Here is a 17,553-nt window from a genome sequence, read left to right on the forward strand (position 1 = left end):
GGATCAATATATTACTGCAACGCCTTTTCAATTTTTTCAAACAGATCCCGTGCGAGATTATCCAGCCCTTTCAAACGCTCTAAACCACGGCGCATTAGGGTTTGACGCTGATTATCATAACGGGAAAGTTTAATCAGTGGTTCAATCAAGCGGGAAGCGACCTGCGGGTTACTGCTGTTAAGCTGAATCAGAATATCCACGAGGAAGCGGTAGCCTGAGCCGTCAATAGCGTGGAATGCCCTTGGATTTTGAGCGGCAAATGCGCCCACTAATGCACGCACACGGTTCGGATTTTTAAAGTTAAAACTTGGGTGCCCGAGCAAGTGTTTTACGACCTCCAGCACATTCTGATCCGGACGGGTCGCTTGCAGGGCGAACCATTTGTCCATTACCAAGCCGTCGTGTTGCCATTTTTGTTCAAAATCGGCTAACAGGCTGTCTCGGCAAGCAAGCTGCGCTTTTGTTGCTGCATTCAGCGCTGCCAATGTATCAGTCATATTATCCGCTTGATGATAATGTTTATAGACGAGATTATTGCCTAAATCGGTGAAAGCGAGGTAAGACAAGCACACGTTACGGAACGCCCGTTTCGCCATATCGTCCGCCACAACTCGATATTCCGGCAACTTATGCTGGTTATAGGCGACAATTAAGCGGTCCTTAAGTGCCTCGGCAATCGCCGTCTGCATAAAATGACGCACCACGGCGATCCCCTGCGGATCAATAATGTTGAAGCTCTCCGCAAATTCCGTCTCTTTCGGCAGCGTGAGGGTTAAAGCCGCCAATTCGGGATCTTGATGAGCGTTGTCCAGCACAATAGTCAGTGCGGACAGCAAGCCGTCCGAAAACAGCATTTCTTCGCCCTGCTGATAACGGTTGAGGTTCGTTTTTAGTTCATTGGTAAAGAGGGTCTGTGCCGCGTCCCAGCGGATAAATTCATTCTCCGCATAGCTTAATAACGTTATCAGTTGCTCGGTGGTATAGTTATAATCCAAACGCACCGGTGCGGAGAAATCGCACAACAACGCCGGCACGGGGCGTTGCGGCACATTGTGAAATTCAAAGGTTTGATGCTCGTTAGTAATATCCAACACATCACTGACGCTGGCAATTTCATATTGAAGTTTGATTTTTTTGCCGTCTTGACCGTACAACGCCACCTTGAGCGGAATATGCAAATTCACTTTTTCCACTTGGTCGGCGGTCGGGCGGGTTAATTGTGAAATCGTTAAGCGGTAGGCTTGACGTTTTTCATCATATTCATCGCTGACGGTCAATTCCGGCGTGCCGGACTGGCTATACCAACGGCGGAATTGGGTTAAATCCACACCGGACGCACGTTCCATCGCAGAGACAAAATCCTCGCACGTTGCCGCTTTGCCGTCATTTTCGGCAATATAAAGCTGCATACCTTTTTGGAATTTCGCCTCGCCTAATAGAGTGTGGATCATTCTGATGACTTCTGCCCCTTTCTCATACACAGTAACCGTGTAGAAATTATTCATTTCAATCACTTTGTCCGGACGAATCGGGTGCGCCATCGGGCCGGCATCTTCGGCAAATTGGAAAGCCCGCAAGAAACGCACATCTTCGATCCGCTTCGCCGCTCTCGACCATAAATCCGAGGTAAATTCTTGGTCACGGAACACCGTCAGCCCTTCTTTCAAACTGAGCTGAAACCAATCTCGGCAGGTAATGCGGTTGCCCGTCCAGTTATGAAAATATTCGTGAGCGATCACACTCTCCACGCCCATATAATCTTCATCGGTCGCCGTTTGCGGATTTGCCAACACAAATTTGGCGTTAAAGATATTCAGCCCCTTGTTCTCCATTGCCCCCATATTGAAGAAATCGACGGCAACGATCATATAAATATCTAAATCGTATTCCAAGCCGAAACGTTGCTCGTCCCATTTCATCGCCCGCTTCAAGCTCTCCATCGCCCAGCCGGCACGGGCTAAATTGCCTCTATCTACATAAATTTCGAGATCAACCACCCGCCCGCTCATTGTGGTGAACGTATCTTTGAGCAGATCAAAATCCCCCGCCACAACCGCAAACAGATAGCTTGGTTTGAAAAACGGATCGTCCCACTCGACCCAGTGGCGACCGTCCGCCAATTCGCCCTGTGCAATGCGGTTGCCGTTGGAGAGTAAATAAGGGTATTTAGTTTTGCAAGCGGTCAGTTTGGTGCGATATTTTGCCAGTACATCGGGACGATCCAGCATATAGGTAATTTGGCGAAACCCTTCCGCCTCGCACTGTGTGCAAATGCCTTCACCCGATTGATACAGCCCCTGCAACGAGGTATTTTGCGACGGGCGCAGTAAAGTTTGAATTTCCAGTTGGAATCGATCTGCTGCCAAATCGGCTAAATCTAAGGTCAAAGATTCCGCATCTTGTTGATAGCGGCTAAACGGCTGCCCGTTGAATTTCACCCCTTGAAACTCAAAGCTATGCCCGTCTAAACGCAATTGTGTGGCTTCGGCATTTTGACGCTCCACCGTCAAAGTGGAAGTAACCAACGTTTGCTCAGGATCAAGCTGAAAATCAAGATAAATCTCGCTCACGGTAAAATCAGGCTGACGGTAATCTTTTCTAAATTTAGCTTTAGGTTGCATAGACATTCCTTAGGTATTTGCATTGAAACACAATGGCTCTCACAATATTTCGCCGCGATGCGACAAACTTTCACCACTTAGACCATAAGGCATAAGTATATTGCACTTTAGACGGAAAGTCATTGTTAAGCATAACGGAGAATTTTTCACCCGTTGATACGTTTGCAGAAAAAGGCGATAAACCGCCCGCTTGCGATTAACTTCTCGCTCCGAAAATCGCCGTGCCGATACGCACCATTGTCGAGCCGCACTCAATCGCCGCCTGCATATCGTCCGACATTCCCATCGATAGCGTATCCACTTCCACATAGCGAGCCTGCAACTGCGTAAATAACGCCTGCATTGCCGCTAAGGCGATCTTTTGACGAGCCGGCTCGCTTTCCGGCTTCGGAATAGCCATTAAACCGCGTAATGTCAGGCGGGGACATTGCTGAATTTGCTCGGCTAGCTCAAACATTTGCGCAGGCGTAATCCCTGATTTTGAGGCTTCATCACTGATGTTGATTTGAATCAGCACATTCAGCGGCGGCAAATGGTCGGGGCGTTGCTCATTCAAACGCTGTGCGATTTTCACCCGATCCACCGTTTGTACCCAATCAAAATGCTCGGCGACCACACGGGTTTTATTGGACTGTAACAAACCGATAAAATGCCATTCTAAATTCGGATCGGCAAAATGCCGGATTTTCTCTACCCCTTCCTGCACATAGTTCTCCCCAAAACAGCGCTGCCCTGCGGCAATCGCCTCCTGAATTGCCGATACCGGCTTGGTTTTGCTGACCGCCAATAATTTTACCGCCTCAATCGGACGGTCCGCTTGTCGGCTATATTGCTGAATTTGTTGTGAAATGGTCGCTAATTGCTGAGAAATCGACATAATGAACTCCAAAAGGCTATAATGGCAGCATAATAAAACCCAACTTTTCGAAAATCAAGGACACCCAATGGAGAGACTGGCAAAAATTAAATTAGTGATTACCGATGTGGACGGCGTGCTGACCGATGGCAGCCTCTATTACGATGGGCAGGGCGAAGCCGTGAAATATTTTAATGTCAAAGACGGCTTGGGCATAAAAATGCTACTGGCGTGCGGCATTCAAGTGGCAGTACTCTCCGGCGGCGACACGCCGATTTTACGCCGCCGCATTCAACATTTGGGCATTACCCTCTTTCAACTGGGCAAAATGTCTAAACGGCAAGGCTGCCTTGAGTTAATGCAACAAGCGGGGGTAAGTGCCGAACAAACCGTCTTCATCGGCGATGATACCCTCGATCTCCCCGCCTTTGAAACCTGTGGCTTAGCCGTCGCAGTCGGCGATACCTTTGATTATATTAAAGCCAAAGCGGATATAGTGTTAAACCGAGCCGGTGGGCAAGCGGCATTTCGTGAATTATCGGATCAGATCTTAAAAGCACAGGGCAAAGAAGCCGTTTATGCCACTGCGGAAGGGTTTTTGGAAGTCGTTGATAAAATGGCGCAATGATGCGGCCTATAAAAAATGCGTTAAAGCCGGTTCTCCAGCTTTAACGCAATATTCTATTTTTATAAGGGAAATAAGCTGATTACTCCGCTTTTTTCGCTTCGTCAGCGACCTTATCTTTCCCTTCTGCAACAGTCTCTTTCACGGCTTCAACCGCCTCTTTTGCATCTGCTTTTAAATCTGCGGCAGCGTCTTGAATCACTTTACCAAACGCCCCCATTTTTTCGGCGATGACCGCTTTTGCTTCGGTTACAGAATGCCCGATACTCTCTTTTACATCCTTTAAAGTTTCGACAAATTTGCCTTTTTTATCTACCGAATCCGCTTTATTATCATCTTCTTTCTTCGCATTTGGCTCAGCTAATTTCTGTTCCAAAGCCTGACGCATTTCGTTCCATTTTGCTTCACTTACTTTTTTCGCTTCCGCAATGCGGCTTTCTAACGATTTTTCAACTTCGGCAATTTTTGCCTCGGCAGCCTGCGTAACTTGAGCAACTTTTTCATCTGACGCTTTCTGAATCGCGGTAATTTTCGCTTCACTGGCTTTTTGTAATTCAAGGATCTGCGTTTCAGCAAAAGCGCTCACTTCAGCGATTTTAGCATCGGCATTTTGTTCCGCTTGTGCGACTTGTAACTCCGCCGCTTTTTGTACTTCCACGATCTTCGCTTGTGCCGCTTTCAGATCCGCTTCTAATTTTGCCTTACCGTTATCGCAAGCACTCACCCCAAATGCCGCCAAAATGATAAGTGATAATAGTGATTTTTTCATTTAATACCCCACTTAATTGATATTGAAAAGAGGCACAGTCTCCTCTGTGCCTCTCTTTTATTTTAGAATTATTTATTTTCTATCGCTGATTTTGCTTCTTCTGCTTTATCACCGATTGCTTTCATCGCTTCTTTAGCAGCATCTTTCGCTTCCGTTGCTTTTTCAACAACCGCATTTTTGACATCAGCTGCCACTTGTTTTGCGTCTTCCATTTTCGCTGCTGCCGCATCTTTCATTTCAGTGGTTTTTTCAGCTACTGCGTCTTTCGCATTAGTTGCCGCTTGTTTTGCGTCTTCTACTTTCGTTGCTGCCGCCTCTTTCATTTCAGTTACTTTGTCAGCTACTGCGTCTTTCGCATTGGTTGCCGCTTGTTTTACTTCTTCAACTTTTGCTGCTGCCGCCTCTTTCATTTCAGTAGCTTTTTCAGCCGCTGCGTCTTTCGCATTGGTTGCCGCTTGTTTTACTTCTTCCATTTTCGCTGCCGCCGCATCTTTCATTTCAGTGGCTTTGTCAGCTACTGCATCTTTCGCATCAGTTGCCGCTTGTTTTACTTCTTCAACTTTTGCTGCTGCCGCATCTTTCATTTCAGTGGCTTTTTCAGCTACTGCGTCTTTCGCATTGGTTGCCGCTTGTTTTGCGTCTTCCACTTTCGCTGCCGCCGCATCTTTCATTTCAGTTGCTTTGTCAGCTACTGCATCTTTCGCATCAGTTGCCGCTTGTTTTACTTCTTCAACTTTTGCTGCTGCCGCATCTTTCATTTCAGTGGCTTTTTCAGCTACTGCGTCTTTCGCATTGGTTGCCGCTTGTTTTGCGTCTTCCACTTTCGCTGCTGCCGCATCTTTCATTTCAGTTGCTTTGTCAGCTACTGCGTCTTTCGCATCGGTTGCTGCTTGTTTTGTCTCTTCCATTTTCGCTGCTGCCGCATCTTTCATTTCAGTGGCTTTTTCAACCGCAGCGTCTTTGACTTCTGCCGCTTTCTCAACGACTGCGTCTTTTGCTTCAACAACGGTTTGCTTTACTTCTGCCGCCGTTTCTTTTGCTTGATCACAAGCGGCTAAACCAAATACAGAACCTAATACTACTGCCGTTAATAATGATTTTTTCATTAAGGTAATCCTCATAAGTGTGTAAAAATACATCGTTTAGATAACGCCTTTGGCGAAGAGTTCCGCAAAGGCGTTGAAATTTTAATCTATCGGTTTATTTTTCCTCAAAACGCGCTACTCGAGCGGCGGAGTAAACGTGGCTGACCGCACTTGAATGACCGCCAAACCCTTTGCCGTAGAAGTAGTATTTAGAATGCTGCCATTCTGTGATAACCACCGGTTCGATAGGCTCTGGCGAGGCTGCCGCAACGGTCATTTCCGCTTGCGTATGAGCCACCCGTGAGAATGTGCCTAATTTCCCTTCAAAGCGGTATGTGCTTTGGTAATTGCTTATCGGTGCAACAATCTCATCACTGGCGTGTTCCTGAACCTCTGCCGCTGTATCAGCATTAATAGTCGGGGATTGTGCATTGCGGCGTTGGTGATTTTCTTTTACCAAATCCCGCTCGCTTTCTTGCGTTAATACCAAACCAAACGGCTGTGCAGTCGCTTCAAGCGGGCGATCTTTTGTGAGCTTAGCCTCATTATGTGCCTGCGGCTGACGATGCTCTTTAACCAAATCACGATCGCTGTCCTGTGCCACTACCGCACCAAACGGGGCGATGCTTTCCGGCTTCGGCGATACCGGTTTTGGTTGGGATTGTTGCTGTAACATTTCATCAACGGAAAGAAAACGTGTTTTTTCCTCTACCGCTTTCGGTGTGTTGCAAATTTTTACCCAAACCTTACCGCTTGCAAGCTCCGGCGAGGCTACCGCAGCTGCTAAAGGCATCGGCGCTTTAACTTTTTCTCGGCGTTCACGATGACGTTGATTGCCGACCCGCAAATGACGTGGCAGACGGCGGCGATTATTTTCACGCCCTTCTGTGTCGTCTTTTTCCGGTTTAACCGGAACGTCCGCCTCTGAAGGCAATTCCGTGGCAAGCGGTGCGATCGGTTGAACCTCCGGTAATGGTGCTTTTGCTTCAACCGCCGGTGCAGGCAAGTTTGGTGTTGGCGATTCTACTTGTGTTGTAACCGGCGGCACTGCTTTTTGGGTGACTTCGGTTGTATTTTCGCTTTCAACCCGCACTTTTTTGCGTAAATCACGGCGCTGACGGCGTTCCATCACTTTCGCTTGTTGTGTCGCCCGCTCGGTGTTTGCTCCCGCCACTTCTTCGACAATTTCACGGCGTTTCTTCGGCTCGCTACTCTCTTTGACAACGTCAGGCTGCACCGCATTTTGCTTGCGTTCTTGGCGTTCATTACGATTCGGGCGTTCACGGCGTTGCTGGCGGCGTTCACGCTGATTACGCGGTTTGCTATTTTTCGCTTTTTTCTTCGGCGCTTCTTCTTTCTCTGCAAATAAGCCCTTGATTGCGCTGAACAGGCGGCTGAGTAATGACGGCTTGCTCGGTGCTGTCGGGGTCGGTGCAGGCGGTAAGTTTAGCTCGCTATTTTGCAAAACGGACTCAACGGTCAGCACCGGTTCGTTGCGGGTTACTAACGCTTCATCGGAATGTGTATGGTATGAATGTTCCTCTTCACGTTCTTGATAGCGTTTGGCTAAGTCGTAGCTCAAGGTCGGCACAATTTCACTTTCACGCAGGCGATAGACACTGAAATGCGGGGTTTCCATTGTTTCTGTCGGTACGACAACTACTTGTACGCTGTGGCGTTTTTCAATATCGCTGATCGCTCGGCGTTTTTCATTCAGCAAGTAAGAGGCAATTTGCACTGGCACAATGGTATGCACTTGGGCGGTATTTTCTTTGATCGCCTCTTCTTCAAGCAGACGCAAAATGGAAAGGGCGATGGATTCATTATCCCGCACTTTGCCTGTACCTTGACAACGAGGGCAGACGTGGGAGGAGGCTTCGCTCAATGACGGGCTTAAACGTTGGCGACTCATTTCCAGCAAGCCGAAACGGGAAATCCGACCAAATTGGATTCTCGCCCGATCTTGGCGGGTTGCCTCACGGATACGGTTTTCCACTTCTCTCTGGTGGCGTACCGGCGTCATATCAATAAAATCAATCACGATCAGACCGCCTAAATCCCGCAGGCGTAATTGGCGGGCAATTTCATCGGCGGCCTCAAGGTTGGTGTTTAACGCCGTTTCTTCAATATCGCCGCCACGGGTAGCACGAGAGGAGTTAATATCAATCGCCGTTAATGCTTCGGTAACGTCAATGACAATCGAACCGCCGGACGGTAAACGCACTTCACGTTGGAACGCTGATTCAATTTGCGATTCGATTTGGTAGTGGCTAAACAAGGGTACTTCACCTTCGTAAAGGCGTACACGGTTGATAAAATCAGGGCGTACGAGGCGGATATGATTTTTGGCTTTCTCGAAAATCTTGCGGTTATCAATTAAGATTTCACCGATATCACGGCGGAGGTAATCACGGATTGCCCTCACTATCACATCGCTTTCTTGGTGGATAAGGAAAGGCGCAGGGCGGGATTCCGCCGCTTTTTTAATCGCTTCCCAATGGTGCAGTAACACTTTTAAATCCCACTGCAACTCTTCCGGCGATTTGCCTACGCCGGCGGTACGCACGATCAACCCGACATCTTCCGGCACGTCTAAACAATCCAGCGCTTCTTTTAGCTCTAAACGTTCATCACCTTCAATGCGGCGTGAAATGCCGCCCGCTCTCGGATTGTTCGGCATTAACACCAAGTAACTGCCCGCTAACGAGATAAAGGTGGTTAGTGCCGCCCCTTTGTTACCCCGTTCTTCTTTATTGACTTGGACGATGATTTCCTGCCCTTCTTGAATAATATCTTTAATATTCGGGCGACCTTGGAAAACATAGCCTTGCGGGAAATATTCACGGGAAATTTCTTTCAGGGGGAGGAAACCGTGGCGTTCTGCGCCGTAATCGACAAAAGCGGCTTCAAGGCTTGGTTCAACACGGGTAATTTTCCCTTTATAAATGTTTGCCTTTTTTTGCTCGTGTCCGGGATTTTCAATATCTAAATCGAATAAACGTTGCCCATCAACCAAGGCAACCCGCAACTCTTCCTTTTGAGTTGCATTAATTAACATTCTTTTCATTGTGTTTTCTCATTATTTTTCGTTTAATTATTCACTTCATTTGTTCTTCACTGTCAATCTCCCGATTGTCTTAAATGAAATGCTCAACAGTGATGGATTATTGTCTTACACACATATTAGGCTGCATAATCAATCACTTAACCTGCATTTTTAACGCTTGCAAGCGGTCGTTTAAGGTGCATTTTTTGCAAAACTGCCGAGCAGCTTCCCACCTCAAAAAAACGTATCATTATGGCATTTTTTACGAGTCTTTATCAAGGGAAAGGATACTGCTATGTGAAAACGATGTCATTTCACTAAGGTGTTAAAATGCTAAATAAATGTTGGATAATTGTGAAGATAATCACGTTTTTCGTTACAAAAACAGGATAGGATATCGTTTACTCTGTTGGAAATAGGTTGAATAAAATGTATAAAATACTTTCTGCCCACGGTTTTTTTAATCTCTCCCGTGCATTTATCGGGGCGGTTTTAATCCTATACTTAACAGAACAAGGAATTTCCCTCTCCACGATTGCGATTGCAAAATCCTGCCAGCTTTTCTTTAGTGTGCTATTTAATTATCCTGCCTCGTTATTTGCTCGCAGATTTAGCAACAGATACGCCATTATACTTTCGTGCTTATTTGGCATTGGCTATTTTGCGTTGATGATCAATCCTTCCGAAACAAAGGTTATTTTAGGGGAAATATTTAACGGTTTGAGTATCGCATTTTATGTCGGATCTTATGAAGCTTGGCTATTACAATACAAAAACGAGCGGGAAAGTGGCTTTTCGCTCATTTCACGCAGTGCCGAGATAATGTTTATTTCGACAATCATTGCTACTCTGATTGGGGCATCATTGGGCGAAAACGTCTTTTATCTTGCGATCCTCGTGATGATAGTCGCCATTGCGTTTTATCTGAATGTTTATGAAAGAAAGATAATCACGAGCGAAAATATCACTATCTCGCTATTTTCTTTGCTAAAAAAGTTCAACCGCTACATTATTTTCTATATTACGTTTTCGGGATTACTGCAAATTCTCTATCAATTTTGGGCGATTTATTTTGCGAAAGAGCTCGCTTTTAACCAAATGGAACTAGGCTATACATTAGTATTGATTATGGTGTTTCAGTGGGGGTTGAGTTATCTTGCGAGGAAAATAAAGCCGGAACGCTTTAAATTGGCTGTTCCAACTATACTAGGAGCAGTTTTATTGACTTCGATACTCGTCACTTATCTGCCACTTTATACGATAAATAGCTACATCATCTCGCTTTGCTATTTTTTACTGTCCTCTTGTTCAATCGTATTATCCAATATCTTATTTTCTAAATACTGCTGTATTTTTAATGAAGCCATTCAAAGTACAATGTTCAGTTTAATTGATGCGTCTTGTCGAATGGTCGGCGCTACCTTACTCACAATAATCGCCATAATGGATATTGACAATGTAAAATACATCTTCTTTTCTTTCACCCTCTATATTGTCGCTATCGCGCTCTTATGGGGCGTCGTGTATGCAAAGAATAGGTTGGCAAAATTAAAAATGCCATAGTCAGCTATGGCATTTTAGTTGGCTCTTAATCTTTTTTTACAAACACATTATCCGGCAAATGCAAATCCAGCTGATTATACGGAATAGAAATATCCGCTTTATCGAAAGCCAGCTTCACTTGCTCGGTAATATCAAACTGCGTTGCCGCATAATTGCCTGTTTTCACCCACGGGCGTACAAAAAGCTGAACACTGCTTGCGGCTAAATTACCCACAACAATGGTTGGCTTCGGATCTTGCAACACATTTGGGTGATTCTCCAAAATCGTGTGGACAATCTGTTTGGCTTGGGCAATGTCCGCCTCGTACGCAATATCAAAAATAAAATCAATACGGCGGGTTTCGTTACGGGAATAGTTAGTAATGCTGCCGGAAAAGACCGAGCCGTTCGGTACTAACACGGTTTTGTTATCTACGGTGCGAAGTTCCAACATCAATAACCCCATTTGCTCCACCACACCGGCTACGCCTGCTGCCTCAATATAATTGCCTCGCGCAAAAGGTTTGAAGATTAAAATCATCACGCCCGCGGCAAAATTTTGTAATGAATTTTGCAAGGCTAAGCCGACCGCCAAGCCTGCTGCACCAATTAACGCAACAAGAGAGGCAGTATTAATGCCTAATTGAGAAAGGGCGGCAATAATCACAATCAGCAAAAAGAGGAAGTAGCTGATTGATCTGACAAAGCCTTTGAGCATTTCATCTTTAGTAGAAACCAAAACCGCTCGGCTAATCAGATTACTTAGAAAACGGGCAAGGTATCGACCAACCACAAAAATCACAATGGCAAGCACAATTTTTGTACCGTAAGGGATAATCCACTGGTGAATCAGGGTATTCAGATCCATTGTTTCAAGGGTATGAATCACTTTATTGGCTTGCGCCTGAATATCAATATTTTGTGGGGTTTGACTCTCTGCTGTCATTAACACTGTCTCCATTTTGAAATAAAAGCACATTCTAGCACAATCTCTCTGCCGAAAACGGCACATTTATGGTAGGATTTCGCCATTTTTGACACGATATTTCTAAAAATGACCACTGAAAAAATCATCAGCGCCGGCGTCCAATTTTTTACTATTAGTGAAGATGAAGCCGGTCAACGTTTAGATAACTTCCTATTGGCAAAATTGAAAGGTGTGCCGAAAAGCCTAATTTATCGTATTGTTCGCAAAGGGGAAGTACGGGTAAACAAAGGGCGGATTAAGCCGGAATACAAATTGCAAACTAATGACATCGTCCGCATACCGCCGGTAAGAGTGGCGGAAAAAAGTGAACCGCCAATTTCAACTAAACTGAATAAAGTCGCCGAGTTGGAAAACCAAATTCTGTATGAAGACGAGGTAATGCTGATCATTAATAAACCCTCCGGCATTGCGGTACACGGCGGCAGCGGCTTGAGTTTTGGCGTGATTGAAGCCCTACGGGCATTACGTCCGCAAGCACGCTTCTTAGAATTGGTACATCGCATCGACCGAGATACTTCCGGCATTTTACTAGTCGCCAAAAAACGCTCGGCGTTACGCCACTTACACGAACAACTGCGGGAAAAAGGGGTGCAAAAAGACTATCTGGCGTTGGTTAGAGGACAATGGCAATCCCATTGTAAAGTGATCAAAGCCCCGCTGCTAAAAAATGAACTCTCCAGCGGCGAACGTATCGTGAGAGTGAGCGAAGAAGGCAAAGCCTCTGAAACCCGCTTTAGTATTGAAGAGCGCTATACGATTGCCACCTTGGTGAAAGCCTCGCCCGTAACAGGTCGCACCCACCAAATTCGTGTGCATACCCAGTATGCCGGACACCCTATCGCTCTTGACGATAAATACGGCGAACGGGCGTTTGATGCCAAAATGCAGCAACTCGGCTTAAACCGCTTGTTTCTACACGCCTATTCTATCCGCTTTACCCACCCTAAAACTGCGGAAGAAATGGTCGTTACCGCCCCGCTTGATAAAACCTTAAAGGGCATCTTGGCAAAGTTGCGTTCGATAAATTAAGACAATAAAAAAAGCCACCGATTAGGTGGCTTAAAAATATGGCGGAGGAAGTGAGATTCGAACTCACGGAGGGCGTAAACCCTCGCCGGTTTTCAAGACCGGTGCCTTCAACCACTCGACCATTCCTCCGGATTGAAAACAGTAAAATCTAATATACTTTAGAGGGAAAACCTGCTGATAAGGCTTTATCAACAGGCTATCAATAAGATGGCGGAGGAAGTGAGATTCGAACTCACGGAGGGCGTAAACCCTCGCCGGTTTTCAAGACCGGTGCCTTCAACCACTCGACCATTCCTCCGTTGAAAACGGCTGAGATGATATAGATAAGCAGCTAAACGGTCAAGCATTTAATCGCCCAAACGTATCGGCTGCTTTATTTTTCAGCATCTCTTTTATTTTTTCACCAGCCAAACGCCGCTTTCGATATGCTCCGTATAAGGAAATTGATCGAACAGCGCACACCGCTCAATACGGTGCGTTTGGCAAAGTTGGGCTAAATTGTCGGCTAATGTATGCGGATTACACGAAATATACAAAATCCGTTCGTAGCCCTGCACCATATTCAGCGTTGCCTGATCCAAGCCTGCTCTTGGCGGATCGACAAAAATCGTGTTACAACGGTAGGCAGATAAATCGATACCTTTCAATCGGTTAAATGCCCGAACGCCATTCAATGCTTGGGTAAATTCTTCCGCCGACATTCGCACAATGCATAAATTATCAATGCGATTTACTGCAATATTATATTGCGCCGACTCAACCGAAGATTTTGAAATTTCAGTCGCTAACACTTGACGAAACTGGTTGGCTAACGCAATCGAAAAATTGCCGTTACCGCAGTAAAGTTCGAGCAGATCCCCTTCGCTATTCGCCGTGCAAGCTCTTGCCCACTGCAACATTTGAATATTCATTTTGCCGTTCGGTTGGGTGAAGCTGTTTTCCACTTGGCGATAGCGGTAATCCCGCCCGTCCACTGTCAGCACTTCTTCCACATAATCCTGATCCAGACTGATTTTCTGTTTGGTCGCCCGCCCGATAATCCGAACATCAAAGCCCTCTGAAATCAAGGCTGCTTTTAGCTTTTGAGCCTGTTCAATCCACGCTTCCGTGAGCCTTTTATGATAGAGCAAAGAAACGGCAATTTGCCCGCTTAATGTAGAGAGGTAATCGACCTGAAACAACTTGCAGCTCAACAGTTCATTCCCTCGGATACGGGCTAACAGTGCCGTCATCATTCGGTTGATCAGTTGACTGGCAATCGTAAATTGATCGACCCGATAACGCTGCTTGGTTTGCGGATCAAACATAATATGAAATAAATCGCCCTGTTCGTGCCAAATACGAAATTCCGCCCGTAGCCGAAAATGGCTCGGCTCGGAAGCAAATACGTCCGGCGCTGGCGCAGAAAAAGGGGCAAGTAAAGCGGTCAGTTTCGCCGATTTTTTTGCAAGAAGCTGGGGATATTGATCAAGGGGTAACGTCATTTTCACATTGCTGCCTTAAGAAAAAAGAAAAGGCTCTTGCAAGCCTTTTTCACTGAATTATTCGGCATCATCACCAATGGAATCGCCGCTCACATCACCGGATAAGGTATAAATGCGTTTGGTTTTGCTGGTTAGATTACGGTATTTTAACCATACTTTTTCCAGTGCCGTTTCCGCAGCACGCTCACCTTTCACCACCGCAACAAATTGAGCTTCTTCTGGTGTCGCAGGCTGACGCTCACCTATTTCCAACGCTAAACACGCCTGCCCGAACTGCTCTAAATATTGTGATTCACGGATAGTATAATCGCCGTGCCGGGAAAAACCGCGCGGATAGTTTTTATCATCAAAAAACCGGCGGGTTACGCTAAAACTCTCTGCCATAATTGCCTCTACTGATAGGAAAGATAAAAATAAAAAATGGGCAAGCATTAAAGCCAAAACCGAGCAATAAATCAATGCTTTAATGCAAGAAAAGTGTCAGTTTTGCAAAAATTTACGGCTATCCGACCGCTTGCCAAGCGATCCCGACCAATATAATGAATGAAACCAACGCATTATTCATACTGTGTAGCAGGATTGCACTTAATATGCCATATCGTATTCTTGCCCAGCCGTAAATAAGTCCTGACAGTATTTGCGGCATACATTCAACTAAACTAAACATATTAAATTATGAGCTATGTGCCAAACCAAATAAAATGGCAGATAAAAAATAGAAAAATGCAAAATATCGCACATAGAATTTCTGTACTTTACGCTGAATGACAAGAAAATAAATAACGGCTAATCCAAAGAGATTTAATCCATATAAAATATAAAGTACATCGCCTTCAAATAATAAAGAAATCAGGTATAGCACGCCCACCAAAGCGCCAAAAAATAATTTTTTCAAACCGTAGCGACACATTATTTCTTCCATTATCGGTGCAAATAAAATTAATTCCGCAATCATCATTTTATTTGTCATATCTATGTCAAACGACCTGCCTGAACCCATTGGGGTCAATAAATCTATGAAGGGAATAAGTAAAGCAAACGCAAATAGCGATTTTGTTAAAGTGATTTCAATACAGAGATTAAATAATTGACCTGACGATAATGTCGCTTTCTTTAAACCGGGGGATTTCAAAAATGCCCAAAACGATCTGAGCCACGGCAAATATGCCCATATTGCCCGTCGATATAATATGATAAAGAGAAGGCTACATAGCCAAATAACATCGCCCGCAACTTCAACAATGAGCTGAATCGAAATGACCAAGATATTCAATAACACTAAACGATATTTCATCATCATTCAATCTACACAATATTCAATAAGGGCATCACTATATCCTAGTGAAGACGGAAAATCTGTGATCACTGCCACAGCTTTGAGACAAGCGGGCTGATTTTCGGAACATTTTGCAAATTTCAGGTATAATCCCACCGCTTGTCAAAATTACTGAAAGGAACATAAAATGCAAAACCCAAAAGACGAAGTTCTTTACGCACCGGTTGAATGGCACGATTTCAGCCAAGGTTACACCGATATTCTTTACCACAAATCTAGCGATGGTATCGCCAAAATTACGATTAACCGTCCGGAAGTCCGCAATGCGTTCCGACCACAAACGGTGAAAGAGATGATTCAGGCATTTTCCGATGCGCGCTTTGATGAAAAAGTCGGTGTGATTGTGCTGACCGGTCAGGGTGAAAAAGCCTTCTGCTCCGGCGGCGACCAAAAAGTGCGGGGCGATTACGGCGGCTATAAAGACGAAAGCGGCGTACACCACCTGAATGTTTTGGATTTTCAGCGTGATATTCGTAGCTGCCCGAAACCGGTGGTGGCAATGGTTGCCGGTTATGCGATTGGCGGCGGACACGTTCTGCATATGCTCTGTGATCTCACTATTGCCGCTGAAAATGCGATTTTCGGGCAAACCGGGCCGAAAGTCGGATCATTTGACGGCGGCTGGGGGGCAAGCTATATGGCACGTATTGTCGGGCAGAAAAAAGCCCGCGAAATCTGGTTCTTATGCCGTCAATACGATGCTAAAGAAGCATTAGAAATGGGGCTGGTCAATACCGTGGTGCCTTATGCGGAACTGGAAAAAGAGACGGTGCGTTGGTGTCGTGAAATGTTGCGTAACAGCCCAATCGCACTACGCTGCTTAAAAGCGGCATTGAATGCAGACTGCGATGGTCAAGCCGGTTTACAAGAGCTGGCAGGCAACGCCACAATGCTTTTCTATATGACGGAAGAAGGTCAAGAAGGACGTAACGCTTTCAACGAAAAGCGCGCACCGGATTTCAGCAAATTTAAACGTAATCCGTAATTTGCAATATTATGCGATAAACCGACCGCTTGCATTCCTCTTGTCATCGAAGAAAAATCAAGCGGTCTTCAATTTATTTATTATTAAACGTAACCGCTAACTGCCCTTACTCTCCAATACCTCAAATCTCACAAATTTTAAAATCTCAGCCCAAGCACGTTGAATTTTTGTTCAATAAAAATGTCCTGTTATTATATGAGATAGAAAAAACTTAAATCTCACCAAATTTATTACGATCCCCCTGAAAATAGAGGAACTCAAAATGAAAAAGTTAATACTGGTTTTATTATTAGCGCCGTCATATCTTCTAGCAAATGGCGGTAAAGGTGGCAACGGTGGAAATGCCCCATACGGTACACCCGGAGAAGGAGGCAAAGGTGGTTATTCTCATTCAACCCAAACCTTTGCTTCTTCAGGTAAGAATGGTACAAATAGCATACAAGAAAAAGAAGAGAACAATCGCTCCTTACTTTCCAATAACAAGGAAAATACAGCTCGCACTCCGACCTGCAATAGTAATAAAGAGAAATCTCTAGATTGCCGCAGTAATGAAAGGGCTTCCAAAACTGATGATCATTATGGTAACGGTGGTAATGGTGGCAAAGGAGGAGATAGTGGATTTTTTGGAAAAGGAGGTAACGGCGGCAATGGTGGAGATGATGGCAATGAAATAAAAAATCATTAAAGCTATAAAAACGCCCCTAAATTGCGTTTATACTTCAAGGATACAAGCAGTCGGCTTTACCTGAATTTATGTAAAATTCCTCTAATAAAAGAGGGAAGATTTTCGGGATTACATCGTCATAAAATGGCAGTAGGGAGGCCAGCATGGCATCCATAAACATGACATTATGTAAAATGCACAAAGTGGTATAGGGTATTATAAAGCGGACACCGGCGTGGCGTCCCTACCTTTCCTTTCAGCTAAGGAATATAAAGTTCACTTTTGCATTACAAACATAAAAACCCCCAAGCTGTTCAGCTTAGGGGTCTCTACTTTTGTTTTTGCTTTCTTGCTTTAATTAATACCCTGATGGTGCCCTACTCTCACATGGGGAAGCCCCACACTACCATCGGCATCTCTGCGTTTCACTTCTGAGTTCGGAATGGAATCAGGTGGGTCCACAGCATTATGACCATCAGGAAAATCGGTGATGATGTTTGTTGTCTTTTCTCTTTATTTTATG

Annotated in this window: 15 protein-coding genes, 2 tRNA genes and 1 rRNA gene; 5 read left to right on the plus strand and 13 right to left on the minus strand. The window is 45.1% G+C overall.

Annotation, left to right across the window (positions count from 1 at the left end):
* Window positions 1-11: 11 nt before the first annotated feature.
* The gene (pepN, locus tag E4T80_RS07295) at window positions 12-2,621 is read right to left on the minus strand and encodes an aminopeptidase N (protein WP_135056721.1); all 2,610 of its coding nucleotides are present in this window, start codon (window positions 2,619-2,621) and stop codon (window positions 12-14) included.
* A 196-nt stretch (window positions 2,622-2,817) separates the two neighbouring features.
* Window positions 2,818-3,498, minus strand: coding sequence for a YggS family pyridoxal phosphate-dependent enzyme (locus E4T80_RS07300; RefSeq protein WP_135056724.1), 681 nt, complete (start codon window positions 3,496-3,498; stop codon window positions 2,818-2,820).
* A gap of 67 nt (window positions 3,499-3,565) precedes the next feature.
* On the opposite strand from E4T80_RS07300, the gene E4T80_RS07305 reads away from it, so the two are divergent.
* Window positions 3,566-4,105 carry a KdsC family phosphatase gene (locus E4T80_RS07305; protein ID WP_135056727.1) on the plus strand — a complete coding sequence of 180 codons (540 nt, stop codon included), beginning with the start codon at window positions 3,566-3,568 and terminating at the stop codon, window positions 4,103-4,105.
* Window positions 4,106-4,184: 79 nt separating this feature from the next.
* Here the strand turns inward: E4T80_RS07305 and E4T80_RS07310 are convergent, their stop codons facing one another.
* The 3 genes from E4T80_RS07310 to rne form a co-directional block, all read right to left on the minus strand.
* The gene (locus E4T80_RS07310) at window positions 4,185-4,871 is read right to left on the minus strand and encodes a hypothetical protein (protein ID WP_135056730.1); all 687 of its coding nucleotides are present in this window, start codon (window positions 4,869-4,871) and stop codon (window positions 4,185-4,187) included.
* Between the two features lie 68 nt (window positions 4,872-4,939).
* Window positions 4,940-5,977, minus strand: a complete 1,038-nt coding sequence (locus tag E4T80_RS07315) for a hypothetical protein (RefSeq protein ID WP_135056732.1) — start codon at window positions 5,975-5,977, stop codon at window positions 4,940-4,942.
* A gap of 94 nt (window positions 5,978-6,071) precedes the next feature.
* Window positions 6,072-9,023, minus strand: a complete 2,952-nt coding sequence (gene rne, locus E4T80_RS07320; RefSeq protein WP_194186389.1) for a ribonuclease E — start codon at window positions 9,021-9,023, stop codon at window positions 6,072-6,074.
* A gap of 408 nt (window positions 9,024-9,431) precedes the next feature.
* Here rne and E4T80_RS07325 point away from each other — a divergent pair, with 408 nt between their 5' ends.
* The gene (locus E4T80_RS07325; RefSeq protein WP_135056734.1) at window positions 9,432-10,565 is read left to right on the plus strand and encodes an MFS transporter; all 1,134 of its coding nucleotides are present in this window, start codon (window positions 9,432-9,434) and stop codon (window positions 10,563-10,565) included.
* Window positions 10,566-10,590: 25 nt separating this feature from the next.
* Here the strand turns inward: E4T80_RS07325 and E4T80_RS07330 are convergent, their stop codons facing one another.
* Window positions 10,591-11,490: a mechanosensitive ion channel family protein gene (locus tag E4T80_RS07330; protein WP_135056737.1), complete on the minus strand. Its 900-nt coding sequence runs from the start codon at window positions 11,488-11,490 to the stop codon at window positions 10,591-10,593.
* A gap of 108 nt (window positions 11,491-11,598) precedes the next feature.
* On the opposite strand from E4T80_RS07330, the gene rluC reads away from it, so the two are divergent.
* The gene (gene rluC, locus E4T80_RS07335; protein WP_135056740.1) at window positions 11,599-12,561 is read left to right on the plus strand and encodes a 23S rRNA pseudouridine(955/2504/2580) synthase RluC; all 963 of its coding nucleotides are present in this window, start codon (window positions 11,599-11,601) and stop codon (window positions 12,559-12,561) included.
* 39 nt (window positions 12,562-12,600) lie between these two features.
* Here rluC and E4T80_RS07340 read toward each other — a convergent pair.
* From E4T80_RS07340 to E4T80_RS07365, 6 genes are all read right to left on the minus strand, one after another.
* Window positions 12,601-12,690: transfer RNA gene (locus E4T80_RS07340), tRNA-Ser, on the minus strand.
* A 79-nt stretch (window positions 12,691-12,769) separates the two neighbouring features.
* Window positions 12,770-12,859 (minus strand) — tRNA-Ser (locus tag E4T80_RS07345).
* 94 nt (window positions 12,860-12,953) lie between these two features.
* On the minus strand, window positions 12,954-14,045 hold the full coding sequence (gene trmA / locus E4T80_RS07350) for a tRNA (uridine(54)-C5)-methyltransferase TrmA (protein ID WP_135056743.1): 1,092 nt from the start codon (window positions 14,043-14,045) through the stop codon (window positions 12,954-12,956).
* A gap of 57 nt (window positions 14,046-14,102) precedes the next feature.
* On the minus strand, window positions 14,103-14,429 hold the full coding sequence (locus E4T80_RS07355) for a DUF413 domain-containing protein (RefSeq protein ID WP_135056746.1): 327 nt from the start codon (window positions 14,427-14,429) through the stop codon (window positions 14,103-14,105).
* A 118-nt stretch (window positions 14,430-14,547) separates the two neighbouring features.
* On the minus strand, window positions 14,548-14,712 hold the full coding sequence (locus tag E4T80_RS07360) for a CPBP family glutamic-type intramembrane protease (RefSeq protein ID WP_135056749.1): 165 nt from the start codon (window positions 14,710-14,712) through the stop codon (window positions 14,548-14,550).
* 6 nt (window positions 14,713-14,718) lie between these two features.
* A complete protein-coding gene (locus E4T80_RS07365; RefSeq protein WP_135056752.1) occupies window positions 14,719-15,345 on the minus strand; it encodes a hypothetical protein in 627 nt (208 codons plus the stop codon).
* A 163-nt stretch (window positions 15,346-15,508) separates the two neighbouring features.
* Between E4T80_RS07365 and menB the strand changes: the two genes are divergently transcribed.
* Both menB and E4T80_RS07375 read left to right on the plus strand, forming a co-directional pair.
* Complete coding sequence (gene menB, locus E4T80_RS07370; RefSeq protein ID WP_135056755.1) at window positions 15,509-16,366, plus strand: 1,4-dihydroxy-2-naphthoyl-CoA synthase; 858 nt, start codon at window positions 15,509-15,511, stop codon at window positions 16,364-16,366.
* Window positions 16,367-16,628: 262 nt separating this feature from the next.
* Window positions 16,629-17,051, plus strand: coding sequence for a hypothetical protein (locus E4T80_RS07375; RefSeq protein ID WP_135056758.1), 423 nt, complete (start codon window positions 16,629-16,631; stop codon window positions 17,049-17,051).
* A gap of 343 nt (window positions 17,052-17,394) precedes the next feature.
* On the opposite strand, the gene rrf is transcribed toward E4T80_RS07375, so the two are convergent.
* A 5S ribosomal RNA gene (gene rrf, locus E4T80_RS07380) occupies window positions 17,395-17,510 on the minus strand.
* Window positions 17,511-17,553: the final 43 nt, after the last annotated feature.

The organism is Muribacter muris (assembly GCF_004569585.1).
Lineage (GTDB): Bacteria > Pseudomonadota > Gammaproteobacteria > Enterobacterales > Pasteurellaceae > Muribacter > Muribacter muris.